This is a genomic window from Pseudomonas sp. ARP3 (assembly GCF_001029595.1).
In the GTDB taxonomy this organism is placed as follows: domain Bacteria; phylum Pseudomonadota; class Gammaproteobacteria; order Pseudomonadales; family Pseudomonadaceae; genus Aquipseudomonas; species Aquipseudomonas rhodesiae.
On the sequence record NZ_LEKF01000024.1, the window covers coordinates 85,731 to 103,714 of the forward strand.

A 17,984-nucleotide genomic window follows, 5' to 3' on the forward strand; every position below is an offset into this window, starting at 1 on the left:
TCTGTGTTCTGGTTGCGCGACTGCGGTTGCCATATGTCCTTATCTCGTAGTCTAAAAAACCATATTCTGTCATGGCACATCGCCTTCGTGTGCACGTTTTCTAACCTGTTTCGCGTCTGAAATATTTAGTTACAAAGCAAATGTGAATCATTCGCTCTCGATCAAAGAACGGTCAATTGTCTTTAAAAAGGCCTCGAACTGCTCCGCAATCAGTTTCGCGTCGACACTTTTCTCACAACGAAGCTCGACTTTTTTTCCTTCTACGCGAACCCGGCCAATACCACTGATCTCAGTATCGGTGAATTTGCTGGACGAGTTTTTCTGGGTCCGTGAAGCAATTTCCTTGGCTAGCCAACGCAGGGCGTGTTCTTGTGTCCATCGCTCATCACGCATAGCCGTCACGGCTCGCAGAAGTAGTTCGGGCTCTTTGCTGCTGAATTCAATAAAATCCTTTGCCCGCTTCCCACCGATGAGTCCTGGATTCGTGTCCAGAATGGCTTTCACTTCATTAGGTAGGTCCATCAGCAATAGGCATCTACTCACTATCGAGTGATTGACTCCTAACCGGCGGCCCAGCGCCCTGACAGATGGCTCACCTCCAGAATCCAAAATTTTTGCGTAAGATTTACCTCGCTCGTACTCCGTGAGCGCTTCTTGGCCTTCGTTGTCCGTCAGCGCAAGGATCTGCGCCAAAGCGTCGTCCATTTCACGGACGTATGACGTAATGGTCTCCCGCCCCAGCAATTTGTGAGCACGCCATCTGCGCTCACCGCCGACCAGCTCATAAATGCCATCACCTATCGGCCTGACAGTGACGGGCTTGGCCAATCCAACAGAAGCGATCGAATTTGCAAGGTCTTCGATAGCTGCCTCGCTGAATGCCAGCCGTGGCTGGAATGGCGATACCCGTATATTGCTGGTGCTGATCTCAGCTATGACACCGTTCGCGGCTCCCGTTTCAAGAACCTTGCCGGAGACTTTAGCCTGGCTATTCTCGCCCTCGATGCCTGCTACCGCTTGCTCAGCAACAGGCTCATTGACCTGTTGCTGAGCAAGCATTTCCCTAACCGAAACTCTTAAATTGGGTTCAGGCAATTCCGCCGGCGTCCTTTTGACGCCAGACATCCAGGTAGGCGCATCTTTTGGCTTTCCTGGAAAATCCTCTGACTTAGCCATAATTTCTCCGTCAATTAACCGCTGTAACGTGGAGCGCATCTAATCTTTGGGCCTGCTGAAGATCTCAAGTGGTGCTCGGAGCACCAGTTAAGCTCAGCAGACTGATGGTGCTCCGAGCACCAGTGAAGCTCAAAACCCAGGTGGTGCTCCGAGCACCAGTGAAGTTCAAAACCAGGTGGTGCTCCGAGCACCAGTGAAGCTCAAAATCCAAGTGGTGCTCCGAGCACCAGTCACTGAGAAGCAAACTCCCGGACTTTTTGGAGTGCTTCGCTAAAAACTGAGCGCATGGAGTCAATAGTTTTGCTGGTAGCGCCCTTCCATACGATCAGAGGAATGCCTTGATCCAGCGCTTTACCATAGTCTTCTGAGTAATAGAGCTTTTCTTCAGCAACCCGACCAGGGAAGAGATCGTTCAGAACAACAAGGTTATTCAAGATGCGTTTACGGTTCCTGATGAACATGGTCGGGATTGCTAGAACAACAGGGGAGCGACGGTATGCCTTGGCAAATCGAACCATCCATTCGTTCAGCCGCATAAGGGCGCGGAAAGAGAATTTATCCATCCGAACAGGGCAGATAACAAAGTCGCTAGCGACGATGGAGTTTTTTGTGAGTCGAGAAGCGGTAGGGGCATTGTCGAAAAGGATCACGTCATAGGCTGACGTATCAATACCGGGAATCTCTCCAGTCCTGGCTCGCTCTAGCCAGTCTGCATACCAGAAATCCATATTGTTCTCTGCGTCTAAAGCAACAACAAGATCCTCGAGGTACGCATCAGCTGGGATGAGGTGGGGGCCGTTCTCGCCGAATGGCTTTTTGATGACTTGCTCAAAAGACAATGGCTCGAATTGTCGACCTCTCAGCTCTGGGCTCAGAAGGTTCCCTAGGTTGCCCTCAACATAGCGCTCTGGAGGAATTCCCATCGATTCAAGGTCAGACCTTGCCAAATCTGGGTCATACCCCAGCTCACTCGACGAGTCGCCCTGGGGATCATTATCAATGATAAGAATCCGGAGCCCTTGCATCTGGAGGTAGATTGCCAGGTTGACCGTTACGGTCGTTTTTCCCGTGCCGCCCTTGGGAACGAAGGTTGATATCACAACCTGCCGTGGTAGCCCCTTTGCTTGACCTTTCGCTCTACGGATCGCTGCGATATCGAAAATATCACTCAGGGTATAAGCCCGAGTTGGGACAGTGCCGCGAGCAATGCGGCGAATTTCCAGCCCGTTTTCATCCTCAATGTCCTGAAGACGACGGGTAGTCAATCCAAAACAATCGGCTGCAAATTTGGGGGGGTAGAGGAGGGTGGAGAAATCCGTGAAATAGACGGATTCCTCTTCAAACTGCTCGCTTGGCTGCTGCATGACGATCCCTGCATTGTTGAATACAGGTGAATCATAATACGTTAAGTCGCTTTTTCAAGAAAAATCATGGTACAGGCTGGGTTTTTGCCTGTAAAACCGAACTGGAAACGGCTTTTTCCATCTCACAGTTCGGCTTGGCTTTGATGTTTTGGAGACTAAACCCGAATTCACGCTAGGTAAAGCGAGAGCCGATGTCAGCGGTCAGGCGTACTGTTTTTGGGCATCGGTGCGTGCACGTTTGAAGTCCGCGCTTATGTAGTTGACTGTGAATTGGGTGTCCATGGGATGCGATTCGACCACTACCTCGGTGGAGCCAGACAAGAATGTGATGTTCTCAAACCCGTGGCTGGACTCGTCTGTGCCAATTTGCAGCTGGCTTCTCAGCCCGCTTAGCACTTCCTCCAGGTGAAGTTTGTCAGCTTTTACCGTAGCGACATCCAGTACCCCTTCAGCGTTGAAGGCCAGCTGAATGTCAGTGACACCCTCCAGGTTTACCTCCCATTCTGAGAGATTAAGTACCGGGCCGCCGGTGTAGGACGTACCAATCTTGTCGATGATGGTGTAGTGCTGCTGGACGTCGACGATCGTCGTAACGCCTACAGTCAGGCTTACCGGCTCCGGCGCTATGACAGCCATGCTGAGCAGATAAGCTGCGACGCCCGCGAAAGCGGCAGTATTCATTGGGTTCCTCCAGGTCATATTCGGATGGGATCATTTTCTCCTCGCCGACCTGGTGGGTGTGCTGCTTTCGAACCGAATTGTCGTCGGAAAAACAGCCATTGGATTGTGAGTCTGCTTTTGGTTTTTCAACCCTCAGAAAATTAGCTTTTCAGTTTTAAAAGCCTTTTAACTGTTTTTCTCTTGTTGTTCTCTTGTTTTTAGAGAGCTGGAGCCCTTGTATTACGTGGCCTCCAGAGGATCATCGACTACAAATTACGGCATTGCGACTACACATTCCGGCTTTGCGACTATGGATTACGGCTGAAGCGACTACAGATTCCGGCTGTGACGACTACAGATTGCGGCCGTTATCCACAGGCCGGATGGAGGGCCTGGGCTGTGTCTAACGACTACAGATTCCGGCTGCTGGATGCTGCACGTAGCACGAGTTTGAGTTTTTATGGCTCGATTTCAAGCAATTTTGTGTTCTGAATTTGCCTGAGTGGCGTTTCTTTGGATAGAAATCGCAATAACTCATTGTTTTTAAATGATATTTTAAATTGCCCGTCGCTTATTTGACGTTTTTCAGTGGTTTGCCCTCTACCTTGGTGGATTCGCCAATAAATAGTCTTTTAGCTTCACCGTTGGACCTATCGACTACAGATTACGGCTATTTTTACAGTCATCAGCTCGATGCGACTACAGATTACGGCTGTGCGTGGACGAGTATGACCAGGCAGTTTTGCAGCCCTATCTTCGGTATCGACTACAGATTACGGCTGTGGATCAAAGGTGTCCCACGCTATCGACTACAGATTACGGCTGTTCTACGTGGCGAACGGACGCCAATCGACTACAAATTACGGCTACTGCCTATCGACTACAGATTTGTCCCTTGTCTTGCGATTGGATGAGGTGGTTGGCTGTGAGGCCCATTTTTACTGGGGTCTAGAGCCTAACCGACTCCTGGGTATCGACTACAGCGTAATCTCTCTGTAGGGTTCCGTTACTAATCGTGGGGCCAGACATGTCCAATTTACCCAAACCTGCCAAGCCGGAACCTAAGCCGCTCCGGGTTACGAAATCCAATACGCTGATTACCGCGTCGTACCGGCTGACGCTCAACGAGCAGCGGTTGATCCTCGCGGCTATCAGTAAACTCGATCCAAGAAGGCCCATGCCGAAAAAGGTGTCTGTCTCGGCCGTGGACTATTCGGATATCTACGGCGTCCAGCTCAGGCATGCCTATGAGCAGATGAAAGTGGCAGCTGATGAGCTGTACGAGCGCGATATTAAGACCTTTGACGGCTCTGGCATGGAGCGGAAGCGTTGGGTCGATCGGGCCAAGTATTTGGATGGTGAGGGTCGCGTTGAGTTGTCGTTCACCATCCATGTCATGCCCTATCTCACGATGCTGTACAGCAAAGTGACTAGCTATGATCTTCGGCGGGTTGCCTGCCTGGACTCGAGCCATTCGTTCCGGCTGTTTGAGATGCTGATGCAGTTTCGGAAGACAGGATGGGCCTACATTGAGGTCGAATCCTTGCGGGTCGCACTCGGATTGTCGGATGCCTATCAACGATTCAACAACCTCCGCCAGAGAGTCATAGATCCGGCAGTTGTGGAGCTGAAGACTAAGAGCAACCTGGATGTCAGCTATGAGTTGAAGAGGGAAGGGCGGAAGGTGGTCGCAATCAAATTCACCTTCCGTGACGTTGCACAGCTCCCGCTTAATCTGGAACTTGACCCTGAAGATCTTCCCCCTCTTCCTGAGTTTGAACCCGCAGAAGATAGCGAATGGCTGGCCACTCAGCCGTTGGGTGAGTTGGCGGAAGCTCAGGAAGCTGGGCTGCTGTTCACTGTTTCGGCAGAGGAAGAAGAGCAACCAGATTAGCATGCGTCGTCATCTGACGGCCGTTTGTGCCTTTTCTAGCAATGCTCCCGGTGCAGTTCATTCCTGCCCAGGCATTCGAGTCGTCATTTGCCGTCCGTTTAGTGCCAATTCCATAGCAAAAACCCGCCTTGGTGGCGGGTTTTCTTGGCCTGGTCATTGACGGGTGATGCTCAGTAATTGGGTACCAGCGTAAATAGGCTTCGCCGCCATTGGCATACATCCTCGACTGATGCTCGCCCTGCGGTTTTGAGCGCGTCGAAGACGCTCAGAGCAAACGACATTGCAGCCTGGTCATCTTCGTGAAGATCGACAATCACAACAGGAAACTGGTCGCCGTCATCAGCATCTGGTGTTGCTATGGCGACTGTCTGAATTCCCCAGGTGATGCCGTCATCGTAAGGTTCTACAACAAATCGCTTGAGCCGGCGAATCATGCCGTCACGAATCATCTGAATCAGATCGGTGCGTACCGGCTCCGATTGGCACTGCTGGAAAAGTTGGATGGCTGTCATAAGCTACGGCTCCCTTGATATGCATTCATCCTGCCAGCAGTCTCGTAAATCCCAAACGGAATTCCCCTGGCTTTGTTCGACATCGCATTGGCGGCGAACCCTAGCATTATTTTTCCCCCTGGTTGGGCGTGCTCTTCCTCGCGGGTGGTGGCGGAAGATCAACAAAGGCTGGAGCGGCTACGCAAAATGCTGTTTGCATGCCAGAAACATCACCGTCCCAACACTCGCATTCGGCGTCCCAACCTTCAGGGTCAAAATTGAAGATCGTCCCGAGATCAACAGCCCCATCCAGGGTGGCGTATGCCCCGCTCAAGGTTCCGTTGATCAGTACCGCGTAGCAATCGTCGCCGATTTGCAATGCTTTCCCTGGATTGGCTTCAAGAAGACGCTGATAGGAAGCAAGGGTCTCGTCGTAAGTCATGGTTGCTGCTCTGATTCCGGGTGTGAGAAGACATTGCCACCGCTCCAGGAATACCCAAATCCTGTAGAGGGCAGAGCTGGCAGCCCCGCTTGGGTTTGTGCGTGGCTATGCAACCATGGAGACATATCAGAACGGAGATCCAAGGCATGAACTTCACCCACGAACAGGGGCCAGCGATTAACTCGTTGGCCCGTATCGTCAAGCTGGTGGCTTTTGCTGGAACAGGGAAGACCACCACGCTTGTTGGCTATGCCAAGGCTAGACCTCAATGCCGTCTGCTCTACCTCTGCTACAACAAAAGCGTCGAGATTGCTGCCAAGCAAAAGTTTCCGCCGAACGTGACGTGCAAAACAGCCCATGGCTTGGCTTATGCGTCGATCGGATCGAAGTACAGACACAAGCTCACGAGCAATCTGCGCCTGACCGACATTGCAAGAGTTATCGGCTCACAGAACTGGGAGCTGGTGCGCAGCGTGCAAGAGACGCTGAACAATTATCTGGCCAGCGCGGATGACGATATCGAGCTTTGTCACTGCCCTGTAAGCAAGCTCAAGACGGATCGAATGAAGCGCGCCGCCGGCAGCATCGTCGAAGGAGCCAGGCAGCTTTGGTTGCAAATGTGCGACATCCATAACGAGGCAGCGAATATTACGCACGATGGGTACCTCAAGCTCTGGGCTCTCTCGAAACCAAACTTGCGGGACCGTTACGATATTGCGCTTGGAGATGAGGCACAGGACATCAATCCAGTGATTGCAGGTGTTCTTGCGCAGCAGGCGGCATACGGTATGGGTGTAGTCGTCTGTGGCGATGGCCATCAGATGCTCTACCGTTTCAGGGGGGCTGTAGACGCTCTCAATGCGACCTGGCTCGACAAAGCGGAAGTCCATTACCTCACTCAGTCGTTTCGGTTCGGGTCTGCCGTTGCGCACGTCGCCAACATGGTTCTCGCGTTCAAGGGTGAATCCCGCCAACTGGCTGGGCTTGGTGGCGAGACTCGTGTTTCAAAGGCGCTACCGGCTGACCTTGAACATCGCACCGTACTCTGTCGGACGGTGGTTGGAGTGATCGAGACGGCGCTGGCCAATGTAGAGACTGGTGCAAAGATCTACTGGGTTGGGGGGATCGAGGGTTACAACCTCCAGGATCTTGAAGACCTACATGCGCTATCGAAGGGGTGGCGTGACCGAGTGAAGGGGAAAAAACTCCTCCAGGAATATCCTGATTATGACCTCTACAAGCAGATTGCCGATGAAAGCCAAGACCCTGAGATGAACCGCTCGATCAAGATCATCGAGCAGTACAGCGCGGATCTCCCGGAGTTGTTTGCCAAGCTGCGGCGCAACGCGGTCACTGATGAGCTTGAAGCCACCATCACCCTCAGCACCGCGCATCGCTCGAAAGGCTTGGAGTGGGATGCGGTGCAACTGGCTGAGGATTTCACCTTCGATCCGTTCAATCCGGACAACGAAAAGGAACCATGGATCGATGAGATGAACCTCCTATACGTCGCGTGTACGCGTGCTATGCGTGTTCTGGCTGTCAACTCGACGATGTTGGAGATCATGAAAGAGTTCGTCGACCGGCGTGATGGTCGCAAGCCAAACACCCCAATGGTTTTCAGGAAGAAACAGGCGGCTGCCGCGTAGTGCTCCTCGAGCATCGCATTGGGTTATCCGGTGCACGCACTAGGATTGGATTTGACCATTAGATTACCGATGGACCGTAAATGAGTCGGAAAAAGTCAACCCAGCGGGATCTGGATCTGCTCGCGATGTCGAGCATTGCCAGCCAGCTACCTGTTCGTTTTGAGAATAAAACAGCCTGGCATGTGTTCGCCGGTGAGTGCCGCGGCTGCAACCAAACGATCCCGGACGAGCATCTGAGAGGAGCTGTCACCCGAACTGCCCAGTGGTGCTTCACGATTGAAGCAAGCGGCTATTGCCCTGAGTGCAGGAGCATCACCAGGTTCTTGTTGCGCCTTCATGATGATTTGACAGCTTCAGGCCCAATGAACGGGCTCTGGCAAACATGGAAACCGAAGCGAAAAGCAGGCTTCGCCTGGTTGCTTCGATTCTTGAAACTCACCCGCTAATCACAGGAGATATTCTCATGTCCATTTCCAGCCACCAGGCAGCTTTGCTTCAGCAGCTGCGGGATCAGGGCTATGTAGTCTTGCTCGTTGAGCCGGGCGAAACTGAACACATCAGTCGAGACAGGTTGGAGAGCCGTTTGCGAGCCGACGCTGCGGATCACATTGAGGATCTGCTGTCTCTGGAGGCAGTCCGAACTCGCTGAGCTGACACGTAGCAAAAAAGCCCGTTTCGAACGGGTTTTTTTATGAGCGGAATTTGTGATACTTGGTAATACCACCCCTTCAATCGCGAGATCGCTTTCGCACCCTCTGCGTTGCTCCTGGTTAACATGGAGCAGAGGGGGAGGAGGGCACATGGCATAGCCGCAGTGAAGGGGTGGTATTATGAGGAATCCTAGATGACTGACGCAATTGTTTCCGCTTACAAGCGTTTGGTCGAAACCGTTGGGGCTTTCAATGAGAAATGGCCCGCATTGGTTGTCGGCGGGATGATATGGCGCATCCCGCTCCTCTCTGAACAGAGGACGCCATCTCGAATCAACGTCCAGGTACTGACAGGAACTGACGCGATCAAGGCCGCCGTAGAGGCGTTACGCGAGTTTGAGCGCGATCTCGGCCAGGCTCCAGGTACCGTGCTGCGTTTGCCGGGGTACTTTCTCCTCTCCGGATCGATACTCGATGAGGGTAGGGCGGTGAATCGCTGCAAGAGCGCGCTGGTGGATGCGATCGAGGCTGAGCGCGTGTTTCGCAACGTCGCCGTCAGCCGCCGCTCCCACATCATGCGCCAGGCCCTGGGGAAAAATTTCTCTCTCAACCAGCTGAAGCGCGCAATCCAAGTTTTTGATGCGGCCCCAAGGCAGATCACATTCACCTGGGCCGGCCACACCTCAGGTAAAGAGCGTGTCACTGTTGGCCACGTCCGGGAAGTACTGCTTGCCGAGGCACATGAAAGATCCGTGGCCACCGGCGAGCCAGTGGAGAATAGCCCCCAGTGGATCGATCTACGCACCATCGCGAACATGGCTGAAACCGACCTTTTAGATGCGCCAAAGCCTATCGCTCCGCATCCACGGGCCATGCTGTGGTTTTCCGAGCGAAGCCGGTATGACGCAATGCTGCATGCCAACCTCCCATTCTTCGTACTCGATGGGCAGCCCGCTGCAAAAGTCGTTGGCCTCAAGGACTTCGATAGAGACTCGCGATCAGCAAAACGGCCTGACATAAAGCACCGGTTGCCGGCACTCCCTGGTGGGCGCTTTTTCGTAGCCTCATCCACTGCGGAACCAATTACCCAAGAGCCCGGCGGGCCAGATGGCCCCGAGGTGCTTTCGACCTACCGAGAGTCAATAAAAGACATCTCAGAGCGATAGTTTATCCATAAAAATCAATGGCTTAGAGTTCGCATAATAGGGATTATGGTAAATCCGGGGGCCTTCCTTCTTCCCTCCTATGCTCACGCCAAACCAAGCCGCTCGACCGTTACCAAGCATTTCGCACGGCAGCCAAGGGAAAAGTGGGGCCGCCCGTTTCCAATGCCTTAATGATGAACTTATGCCATTAGTGGCACTCTGAGATTGGGCGCGTTGTTAACCTTTGGCCTCCCCTCCCGTAGGTTAACAACGTGTAAATCCGGCTGGGGGCAATACCCCCGATGGGGTTGTCGCGACGGAGTTCGCAATCGCTTCAAAGGATGAAGTGAGATACCGCAGGGTGCGGTAAAAAGAAATGGACGCAGCCCTTCAAAGGCCCTGTAGCGATACAGGGCCTTTTTTAAGAAGAGGGCGTGGTATTCGATTCAATTGCGGTGCGCAGAATTCTAGTTCATAGCGAAGCTCACCCACGAGTTTTCTGATCTCGTGAGAGGTGTTCAACCTATGAATGCTTATCCCCGCCACAACCAGGTGTGGCTCGCCTGTGGCAGCATCATAGATGCGTATTCTCGCGCTCGACGACTCATGCGAGCAACGGCAAGAAAGCGGCATAAAGGAGCTTTCGACGATAGCGCGAGCCGTTCCAAACGTGAATGCCATACCAACCTTTCTCCTCGTGCAACTAACCATCTGAGTTAGCTTCACATCCCTGCGACCGGCCTGTGATGGCGTAAAGCCATGCTTGCTATGCGCTTTGTTCCATCTCGGCTTGCCAACATCAGCTTTCACTGATGAATGGTTGGAAAGGTTTCGCGAGCTAACCTTTTCCGGCAACGACCTCGACCCAGTGTTTCGATGACTTACACCGCACCATGATGTTAGTTTAATATCACATTCTTCTGTCATCAAGAAGGATGGGATATGGAAGGCTTCAAGGAAGAAGGCAGCTACCGCAGGGTCGGGTATTCAGTGAGCTTAAGATCAAACGTAGGCCAATGGACGTTTCGCGTTGACGTTCACCCAAGTAATGACTTGGTTGCGAGCGAGACTTTTATTTCCCCTGGCTTTTACAACACAGATGTCGAGGCGCATAGGGCCGCTGTCGAGCTGGCCGAGCTATACATTGATCGACAGCTTTTGTCGCACAAACCCTAACTTATGCGACACGCTCGCGTGCCCAAGATCTTCTGCCGTTAGGATGTCGCATAATCCTGTCGCAAGTGATAGATTACCTGCGACAAGTTATGCGACAGGGCTAGGACATGGCAGGCCAACAAATCGGTTACGCCCGAGTATCCACGCAAGGTCAGGATCTTGATCAACAGCGAAGTTCGCTAGCGCAGGCCGGGTGCCAACGCATTTTCGAAGAGAAGATCAGTGGATCCAAACGAGACCGCCCAGAGCTAGGCCGTGTCCTGGATCATTTGCGAGCGGGTGATGTGCTGACAGTAACCCGACTGGATCGTCTGGCAAGGTCAACCACCGACCTGCTGCACATCGCGGAACAGCTCAAAGAAAGAGACGCAGGCCTGCGGTCACTTGCTGAACCATGGGCAGACACCACTTCACCAGCTGGGCGCATGGTTCTAACGATCTTCGCCGGTATCGCTGATTTTGAGCGCTCCCTTATCAGTGAGCGTACAAGTGCAGGCCGAGCTGCGGCAAAAGCCAGGGGCGTTCGATTTGGGCCAAAACCTGCTCTCTCGCTTGAGCAGATAGCTCATGCACGACGACTGGTTGAAGAAGGTCAATCAGTCTCTGAAGTGGCACGCCTCCTCTGCGTTCATCGAGCGACGCTATACCGCGCACTCTCTCAATAGAGATAGCGGACGCTACGGGCCAAGGTTGAGCACCCGTTTCGGGTGATCAAGCGGCAGTTCGGTTATGTGAAGACGCGCTTCCGTGGCTTGGCCAAGAATACTGCGCAACTGGTGACGCTGTTCGCGCTGTCGAACCTGTGGATGGCACGCCGACATTTGCTGACCAATGCAGGAGAGGTGCGCCTGTAATGCAGGAAATGGCCGCCGCGAGGTGTTCTCGGCGGCTAGAAACACCGAAATAAGCGGGTTATCTGATCGTTTTTGATCGATTTGCCGCTTTCAAATCGGCGGAGGCTGAAGTCAGCCAGAAATGCATGGCTACTTCAGACCATCCTTAGCGCTTAAACGACAATACTCGGCCGGAAGTATCCGTATCGCACCATAAGGCTGTCATAGACCAGCGCAGGCGTCCGGGTTACAGAGTAGCCCTGCTCGATGTGGCTGATGGCTCTACCCCAGCGGAGCGATCAAGCCCCGAGATATACCTACATCGGAGAGCGGCTCAGAGTAGCTTGAGATATCTATCTCTCAGCACCTTGCAGTTCTTCCTCCCGAGCATCATGGAAATGGGGATGCGTTTCTGGCAGGCGATCAATATTTGATTCGAAACGTAGGCGAGTCCTCGGCCCGATGCTGCCGCCGGTCGTAGATCCGCGTGGTACTGATGTTGGCGTGCCCTAACCATTGCTGCACCTTGGCGATGTCAGCCTCGTTCTCCAGGGCGTTGGTCGCGGCCGTCGCCCGCAGACCATGCACGCCGAGCCCCGCGACTTCGATGCCTGCCGCTCGAGCGTACTCACCCACCAATGCATAGATACCATTGGCCGACACGCCGGCACCGGTGCGGCGACCGCGTAGCGGCATAAACAGCGGTGCTTTCTCTTGCTCCAGGTGATGCCCTGACGCCTCGAGGTAGGCATAGATCAGCTCGGCTGCAACCGGATGTAAAGGTAGGTAGCGCAGCTTGCCGCCCTTCCCGTGCACGCAAAGATGTTTTATCCCTCGACGTTCCTGCAGATCAGTTACGCCTAGGCGTGCGGCCTCCTCCCGGCGCAGGCCGTGATACAGCAGCACCGCCAGGATGGCGCGATCACGCTTTCCTTTTATAGAGGCGGCATCGGGCGCTTCGAGTAGCGCCTTCGCCTGATGATCGCCTAGGGCAGGGGTTTTGCCTTCGTTACTTTCGATCTTGGGACGCTTTACGCCGTGCACGGGGTTGCCGCTGGCGACGGCATTGCACTCAAGCAGATGATCAAACAGGCTGGCCAGCGCAGCCAGCTTGCGGCGAATGGTGGCCCCAGATAGGCCGCGCTGTTCCAGCCTGGCACGCCAGGCCAGTATATGCGCCCGCGTCATCTCACGAAATTGCTCGGGGGCATGAATGCCGAGGAAGTTGCAGACGTCTGCAATGTCACCCTGGTACGCCCGCCGGGTACGTGGGTTGTCCAGGTTGGCGAACCACTCGGCTGCTGCCGGCACCTTGGCCAGGCCTTGAAACTCGGCAGCAGTCAGGCGGCGTTCTGCCTCTAGTTGAATATCAGGTAGCTGGTTCATGCTTACTCAAGAGGGAGTTTGATGCGATTGACGCCCCCCGCCTTTTTCCAAGCCTCGAGGCGGTGGGTGGCCGCACTGTAGCTGATCTGCATTTGCTGGCGAACGGAGTACCGGGTGTTTCCTGCGTCGAAGAGCCGGTAACAGACCTCCACCCCACGCTCGGTAAATTTGCCATCCGGGAGCTTGTTCGCTGGATCGCGTGGGTCAATTTCCTGTACCTCCTCCTCAGGGCTGAGGAGTGATTTCAAATTAGCAAATCCTGCCATGACCCGTTCCAGGCCGTCAGTGATGTTATCGATGGCGGCGATGGCAGCTTGGTTGCTCGCGTTCATTATCCTTACCCTCTAGTCAGTGGTTATACACAGTGATTTATAGAGGAACATCTCGCAGCGCGCAACCTATATCTAACGTGTCTACACACAGTGGCCATGAAGCGAAACGTTAGTAACGATAACGTATTTTATCGTTAATTAATTGCCACTGAGTGCCAAGAGCGCTACTCTGAAACCATTAGCGAAAAAAGCTTGACGTGAGGGTGGAGTTATGGCCGGTAAACAGCAGTCAGCGGCGATGCGAATCGGTGGGTTTGTTGGCCGCGCCTATCAGGGTTTTGGCACTGCCGAGGGGCGTCTCCTGGGTCACCTGCCAAGATCGATCGCCCTCACGATTCGAGTCGTCATTAGAGCAGCAGTTGCAGCAACGCTGCTCTACTTCCTGTTTGTCCCAACCTTGCTCATGCTGTGTGCAATAGGAGTGATCTCCAAGATCGGGGCCGGTGAGACGGTCGCGGATCTGGTGTCACAGCCAAGTTCCTCGGAAGCAGAGCTGTTTGAAGGCAATGAAGGGTTCGGCCTCTACAAGGATGGCGCCCGAATCGGCTAAGTAGCACTGAACATCCCAAAGGAAAGAAGCCCGCACGACGCGGGCTTTTTCGTATGGGCCGTTTTTATGCGTTGACGGTGGTCGCTGCTGCACCATTTCAAGCGCTCAGAAATAGGGTGGTCGGCCAGATCATCTTTTCCGTTGATCGACTATGCGAAAAGGTAAAAGGTTGGAATAGCGTAAAGGGTAAGGGGTTAATGGAATGGGGCTTCAAAGGTAAAAGCCCTACCCTGAAAGGGTTACAACGACCCGCTCTGGAAATTGCCTCAGGGGATAGATAACTCGTGAAAGGGCCAAAGGGCAAAGGGGCGGCAGCGTGCCTTCGGCAGTGCCGTCTATGCAGTATCAGTCTGGACAGCGTTATCTGCTGGGAGCGCAGCTATGCGTAGTCGAATGCTGGCGTGGATCCCCTTCATTCGCTCGGCCCCGGCCGAAAATGTACATAAAAGCGCTGATGGCTTCGTCCCTTACAAGTCTGCGGATGAGCTTCTGGCCACGCCGCGTCGGCAGCTGTTGCTCGAAAACATTTGGCACCGTACGTCGGTGAACCGGGAGCAATTCAACAAACTCTACCTCGACCCTATCAAGCGGTACGCGGAAATCGTCCAGCAGTTGCCGGCTTCCGAGAATCATCACCATGCCTACTTGGGAGGCATGATCGACCATGGCCTGGAAATCATCGCGTATGCCCTAAAACTGCGTCAGTCCTTCGTCTTGCCGGTCGGAAGCACCCCAGAAGTTCAGTCGGCCCAGTCCGAGGCTTGGTCCGCGGCGGTTGTGTTCGCAGCGCTCCTGCACGACATCGGCAAGGTAGCGGTCGACGTCAAAGTCCAACTTCGCAGCGGAGAGATCTGGCGCGCATGGGACGGGCCGATGAAGGAGGATTACCGGTTTCAGTATGTGAAAGGGCGGCAGTACAACCTGCATGGGGCTGCTGCAGGACTGTTGTATACGCGGGTGATTCCTTCCGAGGTGATGAATTGGTTGTCGCAGTATCCAGAGCTCTGGGGTGCTTTGCTGTACGTACTGGCTGGCCAGTTTGAGCACGCTGGGGTTCTTGGGGACATCGTTGTAAGGTCTGACCAGGCGTCGGTCGCCCATGAGCTTGGCGGCAATCCAGACAGAGCTGTGGCAGCACCGCGTAACACTCTTCAGCGTCAGCTCCTCGATGGGCTGCGCTACCTGGTGAAGAACGAGCTCAAGTTGAATCAGCCAGACGCTTCCGATGGCTGGATCACGGCCGATGCGATCTGGCTGGTCAGCAAGACCGTTTCGGATCGGCTGCGTGCTCACCTCCTCAGCCAAGGGATTGAGGGTGTTCCGGACCGCAACTCCACTCTCTTCAATGTCTTTCAGGATAACGGCCTGATTGTTGCGAATCCTGCTGGCAAAGCTATTTGGGATGCCGAAATCCTGAGCCCTACGGGATGGAAGAACGCATTCACGTTCTTGAGAGTTTCACCTTCACTCATATGGGCAGCTGGCGAAGACCGCCCGGAGCCTTTTGGCGGCTCGGTGCAAGTCCTCAACGAAGAAGCAGCCCCTGCCGCAGCTTCCGAAGCGCAGGAGGAAAAGCCCAGCCTTACTGCCGGGGGCGGCGATGCCGTTGCGGCAGAGCCTCAAGGGGACGAACCCGCAAGTGACCATGGACCGCAACCCGATGAGGTAGATGATACAGACTACCTTCTGGATCTGATGGATATGCGTGACGCGCCGACCAATTCGGTACCCGCCCCGGCGATGCCGGCGGCGTCCGAGGTCGAAGCTCAGTCAGACACTGCCGCGACCGCTACCATCGCTGGCCCGATCGGCGACACGCTAGGTCACCTTTTCATGCACTGGCTAAAAGTGGGTGTAGGAACCCACAAGATCATTATCAATGATGCAAAAGCCAAGGTTCACACCGTTAACGGCACGGCTTTTCTAGTGACACCTGAAATATTCAGAAGGTATGCCCAGGAGCATCCGACGCTCTTCTCCGCGAGGGCTGGTGAAGGACAGCCATGGCTGCAGGTTCAAAAGTCGTTTGAAAAGCTGAAGCTTCACGTTAAGAAGAACAACGGACATAACATCTGGACGTGCGAGGTCTTTGGACCTCGGAAAACGAAAACATTGAAGGGTTATATGCTCAAAAAACCCGGCGACGTATTCACAACTGAGATGCTGGATAACCCCAACCTCAAACTTTGTGAGAGTCAGGATGAGCATTAGGTATCGGATAGCCGTTTCCCCAGCGCTCCGGTGCTGATAACGGTTGTGCGGATTGGCGCCACGCGTACAACAATATGCGATTAAGGACTTCAATATGCTCTGGAAAAAACATCTGTCCCACTCTCCTCACTATCAATATTTGGCGGTCCTAGAGGCAGAGGAAGTAGAAAATAAAGGTATGCTTTATGGCCAAAGAGAGTTTCGTCTAAAGCTCGCTGATGGTTCGACTGTTAACCATACGTTCGATGCGGACGAATATCAGCAATGGTGGTCGTCATTTTTGAAGGGTGGTCAAGTAGTTAACCCATAGGGGGACGATAAACCTATGAGTAATCGAGCAAGCCTTGAAAGGCTATCAACGCTACCTTCGTCTGAGGCAGACGGCGACGCTTGGAAGCGGCGGATTGCGCGGGACTGGGAGAAAATGCCGCTGGCTATGCGCGTGTCCTTCCTCGCCTCGTTCTTAGTTTGGAGGTGGCTCCCATTATTCGGTTATGCATTGTTGGCAATGGTTCCGCTGATGTTGCTTGGCGCTATTGACGGTTCATATTTGGTAGGCGGTTCAGGATTGATAAATGGGCGCTATCTATGGCTCGCCGGATGTTCTCTTATACTTGTAGCGCTCTTTACAGTTGTGTTGCCAAGAGCAATGGCCCTAGGGGTCGAAAGCTGGTATCGGGCGAGACGGAAGGAACTAGGGAGAGCACCCACATAGGACCGTGCATACATCGAGGATTACACAGGGGGCTGGACTACCCATCATTACGGCGGAGCGACATGTTGATGAACGCTTGTGACTGGGCAGCTAGGCCAGCCAAGTAAGCGCCTAGGGATGGTCTGAAGTAGTCCTGTATTTTCAGTCGACTTCAGCCGTCGCCGATTTTGAAAGCGGCAAACCAATCAAAAACGATCAGATCACCCGCTCATTTCAGTGTTTCGGCCGCCGCGATAACCTCGCAGCGGCCATTTCCCACATTACAGGCGCACCTCTCCCGCATTCGTCAGCAAATGCCGGCGCACCATCCACAGGTTCGACAGCGCGAACAGTGTCACCAGCTGTGCCGTGTTCTTCGCCAGGCCACGGAAGCGTGTTTTCACATAGCCGAACTGGCGCTTGATCACCCGGAACGGATGCTCGACCTTGGCACGCACCTGGGCCTTGGCTTTCTCGATCTTGCGCTTGGCTTTGTACAGCGCGCTGCGCTTACTCAGCTTCTTGTACGTACTACGACGGGCCGCGATCTGCCAGATCACCTCACGGCCTTCATGTTCCGGGCGCTTCTCTACGCCGGTGTAGCCCGCGTCGGCACCGACCATGTTTTCCTCACCGTGCAGCAGTTTGTCGACCTGGGTAACGTCTGCAACGTTGGCTGCCGTCCCCACCACGCTGTGCACCAGGCCGGACTCGTCATCAACGCCGATATGCGCCTTCATGCCGAAGTAATACTGGTTTCCCTTCTTGGTCTGGTGCATTTCCGGGTCACGCTTGCCGTCCTTGTTCTTGGTCGAACTTGGCGCATTGATCAGCGTTGCATCGACGATAGTGCCTTGGCGCAACGACAAACCTCGGTCACCTAGGTAGCCATTGATCACAGCCAGGATGCCGGCAGCCAGTTCGTGTTTCTCCAGCAGGCGGCGGAAGTTGAGGATGGTGGTTTCATCCGGAATGCGCTCCAGGCTCAGTCCGGCAAACTGGCGCAGGATGGTGGTCTCGTACAGCGCTTCCTCCATCGCAGGGTCGCTGTAGCCAAACCAGTTCTGCATCAGATGTATGCGCAGCATCGCCATCAACGGGTACGCCGGACGACCACCCTCGCCTTTGGGGTAGCGCGGGTCGATCAGAGCGACCAAACCTTTCCACGGCACTACCTGATCCATCTCGATCAGGAACAGCTCTTTGCGGGTCTGTTTGCGCTTGCCGGCGTACTCGGCGTCGGCGAAGGTCATCTGCTTCATCGGAAAACTCGGCGGGTGGAGTCCGGACATTTTGCCAAAATCAGGAAGTCTTCTTCAGAGTTTCCCTAA

17 protein-coding genes and 1 pseudogene are annotated in these 17,984 nt (G+C 54.1%); 9 read left to right on the forward strand and 9 right to left on the reverse strand.

Going from position 1 to position 17,984, the window contains the following annotated elements; all coding sequences use genetic code 11:
* Window positions 1-147 precede the first annotated feature (147 nt).
* The 3 genes from ABX75_RS23155 to ABX75_RS23165 form a co-directional block, all read right to left on the reverse strand.
* Window positions 148-1,176 carry a ParB/RepB/Spo0J family partition protein gene (locus tag ABX75_RS23155; protein WP_033041644.1) on the reverse strand — a complete coding sequence of 343 codons (1,029 nt, stop codon included), beginning with the start codon at window positions 1,174-1,176 and terminating at the stop codon, window positions 148-150.
* A gap of 230 nt (window positions 1,177-1,406) precedes the next feature.
* Window positions 1,407-2,540, reverse strand: coding sequence for a ParA family protein (locus ABX75_RS23160; RefSeq protein WP_016974331.1), 1,134 nt, complete (start codon window positions 2,538-2,540; stop codon window positions 1,407-1,409).
* 201 nt (window positions 2,541-2,741) lie between these two features.
* Window positions 2,742-3,221 carry a hypothetical protein gene (locus tag ABX75_RS23165; protein ID WP_011077916.1) on the reverse strand — a complete coding sequence of 160 codons (480 nt, stop codon included), beginning with the start codon at window positions 3,219-3,221 and terminating at the stop codon, window positions 2,742-2,744.
* A gap of 1,006 nt (window positions 3,222-4,227) precedes the next feature.
* Between ABX75_RS23165 and ABX75_RS23170 the strand changes: the two genes are divergently transcribed.
* Window positions 4,228-5,094: a replication initiation protein gene (locus ABX75_RS23170; protein ID WP_016974330.1), complete on the forward strand. Its 867-nt coding sequence runs from the start codon at window positions 4,228-4,230 to the stop codon at window positions 5,092-5,094.
* A 170-nt stretch (window positions 5,095-5,264) separates the two neighbouring features.
* On the opposite strand, the gene ABX75_RS23175 is transcribed toward ABX75_RS23170, so the two are convergent.
* On the reverse strand, window positions 5,265-5,606 hold the full coding sequence (locus ABX75_RS23175) for a hypothetical protein (RefSeq protein WP_016974329.1): 342 nt from the start codon (window positions 5,604-5,606) through the stop codon (window positions 5,265-5,267).
* Between the two features lie 106 nt (window positions 5,607-5,712).
* The gene (locus ABX75_RS23180) at window positions 5,713-6,027 is read right to left on the reverse strand and encodes a hypothetical protein (RefSeq protein WP_016974328.1); all 315 of its coding nucleotides are present in this window, start codon (window positions 6,025-6,027) and stop codon (window positions 5,713-5,715) included.
* A 146-nt stretch (window positions 6,028-6,173) separates the two neighbouring features.
* Here ABX75_RS23180 and ABX75_RS23185 point away from each other — a divergent pair, with 146 nt between their 5' ends.
* From ABX75_RS23185 to ABX75_RS23200, 3 genes are all read left to right on the forward strand, one after another.
* A complete protein-coding gene (locus tag ABX75_RS23185; protein ID WP_016974327.1) occupies window positions 6,174-7,676 on the forward strand; it encodes a 3'-5' exonuclease in 1,503 nt (500 codons plus the stop codon).
* A gap of 80 nt (window positions 7,677-7,756) precedes the next feature.
* Window positions 7,757-8,122 (forward strand): hypothetical protein, encoded by a 366-nt coding sequence (locus tag ABX75_RS23190; RefSeq protein ID WP_016974326.1) that lies wholly within the window; start codon window positions 7,757-7,759, stop codon window positions 8,120-8,122.
* Between the two features lie 398 nt (window positions 8,123-8,520).
* Entirely contained in the window at window positions 8,521-9,492 is a 972-nt protein-coding gene (locus ABX75_RS23200) for a DNA replication terminus site-binding protein (protein ID WP_047882733.1), read from the forward strand.
* A 369-nt stretch (window positions 9,493-9,861) separates the two neighbouring features.
* On the opposite strand, the gene ABX75_RS30090 is transcribed toward ABX75_RS23200, so the two are convergent.
* Window positions 9,862-10,398 (reverse strand): DUF1652 domain-containing protein, encoded by a 537-nt coding sequence (locus ABX75_RS30090; RefSeq protein WP_371264006.1) that lies wholly within the window; start codon window positions 10,396-10,398, stop codon window positions 9,862-9,864.
* A 356-nt stretch (window positions 10,399-10,754) separates the two neighbouring features.
* On the opposite strand from ABX75_RS30090, the gene ABX75_RS28755 reads away from it, so the two are divergent.
* On the forward strand, window positions 10,755-11,312 hold the full coding sequence (locus ABX75_RS28755; protein WP_015279000.1) for a recombinase family protein: 558 nt from the start codon (window positions 10,755-10,757) through the stop codon (window positions 11,310-11,312).
* A gap of 12 nt (window positions 11,313-11,324) precedes the next feature.
* A pseudogene (locus ABX75_RS23215) lies at window positions 11,325-11,501 on the forward strand (transposase); the annotation flags it as partial.
* A gap of 402 nt (window positions 11,502-11,903) precedes the next feature.
* On the opposite strand, the gene ABX75_RS23220 reads toward ABX75_RS23215, so the two are convergent.
* Window positions 11,904-12,866: a tyrosine-type recombinase/integrase gene (locus ABX75_RS23220; protein ID WP_047882736.1), complete on the reverse strand. Its 963-nt coding sequence runs from the start codon at window positions 12,864-12,866 to the stop codon at window positions 11,904-11,906.
* A gap of 2 nt (window positions 12,867-12,868) precedes the next feature.
* A complete protein-coding gene (locus tag ABX75_RS23225) occupies window positions 12,869-13,198 on the reverse strand; it encodes a hypothetical protein (RefSeq protein WP_053060104.1) in 330 nt (109 codons plus the stop codon).
* 211 nt (window positions 13,199-13,409) lie between these two features.
* Here ABX75_RS23225 and ABX75_RS23230 point away from each other — a divergent pair, with 211 nt between their 5' ends.
* From ABX75_RS23230 to ABX75_RS29225, 3 genes are all read left to right on the forward strand, one after another.
* Window positions 13,410-13,748: a DUF3742 family protein gene (locus ABX75_RS23230; protein ID WP_047882737.1), complete on the forward strand. Its 339-nt coding sequence runs from the start codon at window positions 13,410-13,412 to the stop codon at window positions 13,746-13,748.
* A gap of 381 nt (window positions 13,749-14,129) precedes the next feature.
* On the forward strand, window positions 14,130-15,959 hold the full coding sequence (mobH, locus tag ABX75_RS23235; protein ID WP_126588709.1) for a MobH family relaxase: 1,830 nt from the start codon (window positions 14,130-14,132) through the stop codon (window positions 15,957-15,959).
* Between the two features lie 94 nt (window positions 15,960-16,053).
* Entirely contained in the window at window positions 16,054-16,269 is a 216-nt protein-coding gene (locus ABX75_RS29225; RefSeq protein WP_144419321.1) for a hypothetical protein, read from the forward strand.
* 665 nt (window positions 16,270-16,934) lie between these two features.
* Here ABX75_RS29225 and ABX75_RS23240 read toward each other — a convergent pair.
* Window positions 16,935-17,915, reverse strand: a complete 981-nt coding sequence (locus ABX75_RS23240; protein ID WP_047882739.1) for an IS5 family transposase — start codon at window positions 17,913-17,915, stop codon at window positions 16,935-16,937.
* Window positions 17,916-17,984: the final 69 nt, after the last annotated feature.

Bases quoted from the DNA above. Each gene is read 5' to 3' on its own strand.
- ABX75_RS23155 (WP_033041644.1), bottom strand. From the start codon at position 1,176: ATGGCTAAGTCAGAGGATTTTCCAGGAAAGCCAAAAGATGCGCCTACC.
- ABX75_RS23160 (WP_016974331.1), bottom strand. From the start codon at position 2,540: ATGCAGCAGCCAAGCGAGCAGTTTGAAGAGGAATCCGTCTATTTCACG.
- ABX75_RS23165 (WP_011077916.1), bottom strand. From the start codon at position 3,221: ATGAATACTGCCGCTTTCGCGGGCGTCGCAGCTTATCTGCTCAGCATG.
- ABX75_RS23170 (WP_016974330.1), top strand. From the start codon at position 4,228: ATGTCCAATTTACCCAAACCTGCCAAGCCGGAACCTAAGCCGCTCCGG.
- ABX75_RS23175 (WP_016974329.1), bottom strand. From the start codon at position 5,606: ATGACAGCCATCCAACTTTTCCAGCAGTGCCAATCGGAGCCGGTACGC.
- ABX75_RS23180 (WP_016974328.1), bottom strand. From the start codon at position 6,027: ATGACTTACGACGAGACCCTTGCTTCCTATCAGCGTCTTCTTGAAGCC.
- ABX75_RS23185 (WP_016974327.1), top strand. From the start codon at position 6,174: ATGAACTTCACCCACGAACAGGGGCCAGCGATTAACTCGTTGGCCCGT.
- ABX75_RS23190 (WP_016974326.1), top strand. From the start codon at position 7,757: ATGAGTCGGAAAAAGTCAACCCAGCGGGATCTGGATCTGCTCGCGATG.
- ABX75_RS23200 (WP_047882733.1), top strand. From the start codon at position 8,521: ATGACTGACGCAATTGTTTCCGCTTACAAGCGTTTGGTCGAAACCGTT.
- ABX75_RS30090 (WP_371264006.1), bottom strand. From the start codon at position 10,398: ATGACAGAAGAATGTGATATTAAACTAACATCATGGTGCGGTGTAAGT.
- ABX75_RS28755 (WP_015279000.1), top strand. From the start codon at position 10,755: ATGGCAGGCCAACAAATCGGTTACGCCCGAGTATCCACGCAAGGTCAG.
- ABX75_RS23220 (WP_047882736.1), bottom strand. From the start codon at position 12,866: ATGAACCAGCTACCTGATATTCAACTAGAGGCAGAACGCCGCCTGACT.
- ABX75_RS23225 (WP_053060104.1), bottom strand. From the start codon at position 13,198: ATGAACGCGAGCAACCAAGCTGCCATCGCCGCCATCGATAACATCACT.
- ABX75_RS23230 (WP_047882737.1), top strand. From the start codon at position 13,410: ATGGCCGGTAAACAGCAGTCAGCGGCGATGCGAATCGGTGGGTTTGTT.
- mobH (WP_126588709.1), top strand. From the start codon at position 14,130: ATGCGTAGTCGAATGCTGGCGTGGATCCCCTTCATTCGCTCGGCCCCG.
- ABX75_RS29225 (WP_144419321.1), top strand. From the start codon at position 16,054: ATGCTCTGGAAAAAACATCTGTCCCACTCTCCTCACTATCAATATTTG.
- ABX75_RS23240 (WP_047882739.1), bottom strand. From the start codon at position 17,915: ATGAAGCAGATGACCTTCGCCGACGCCGAGTACGCCGGCAAGCGCAAA.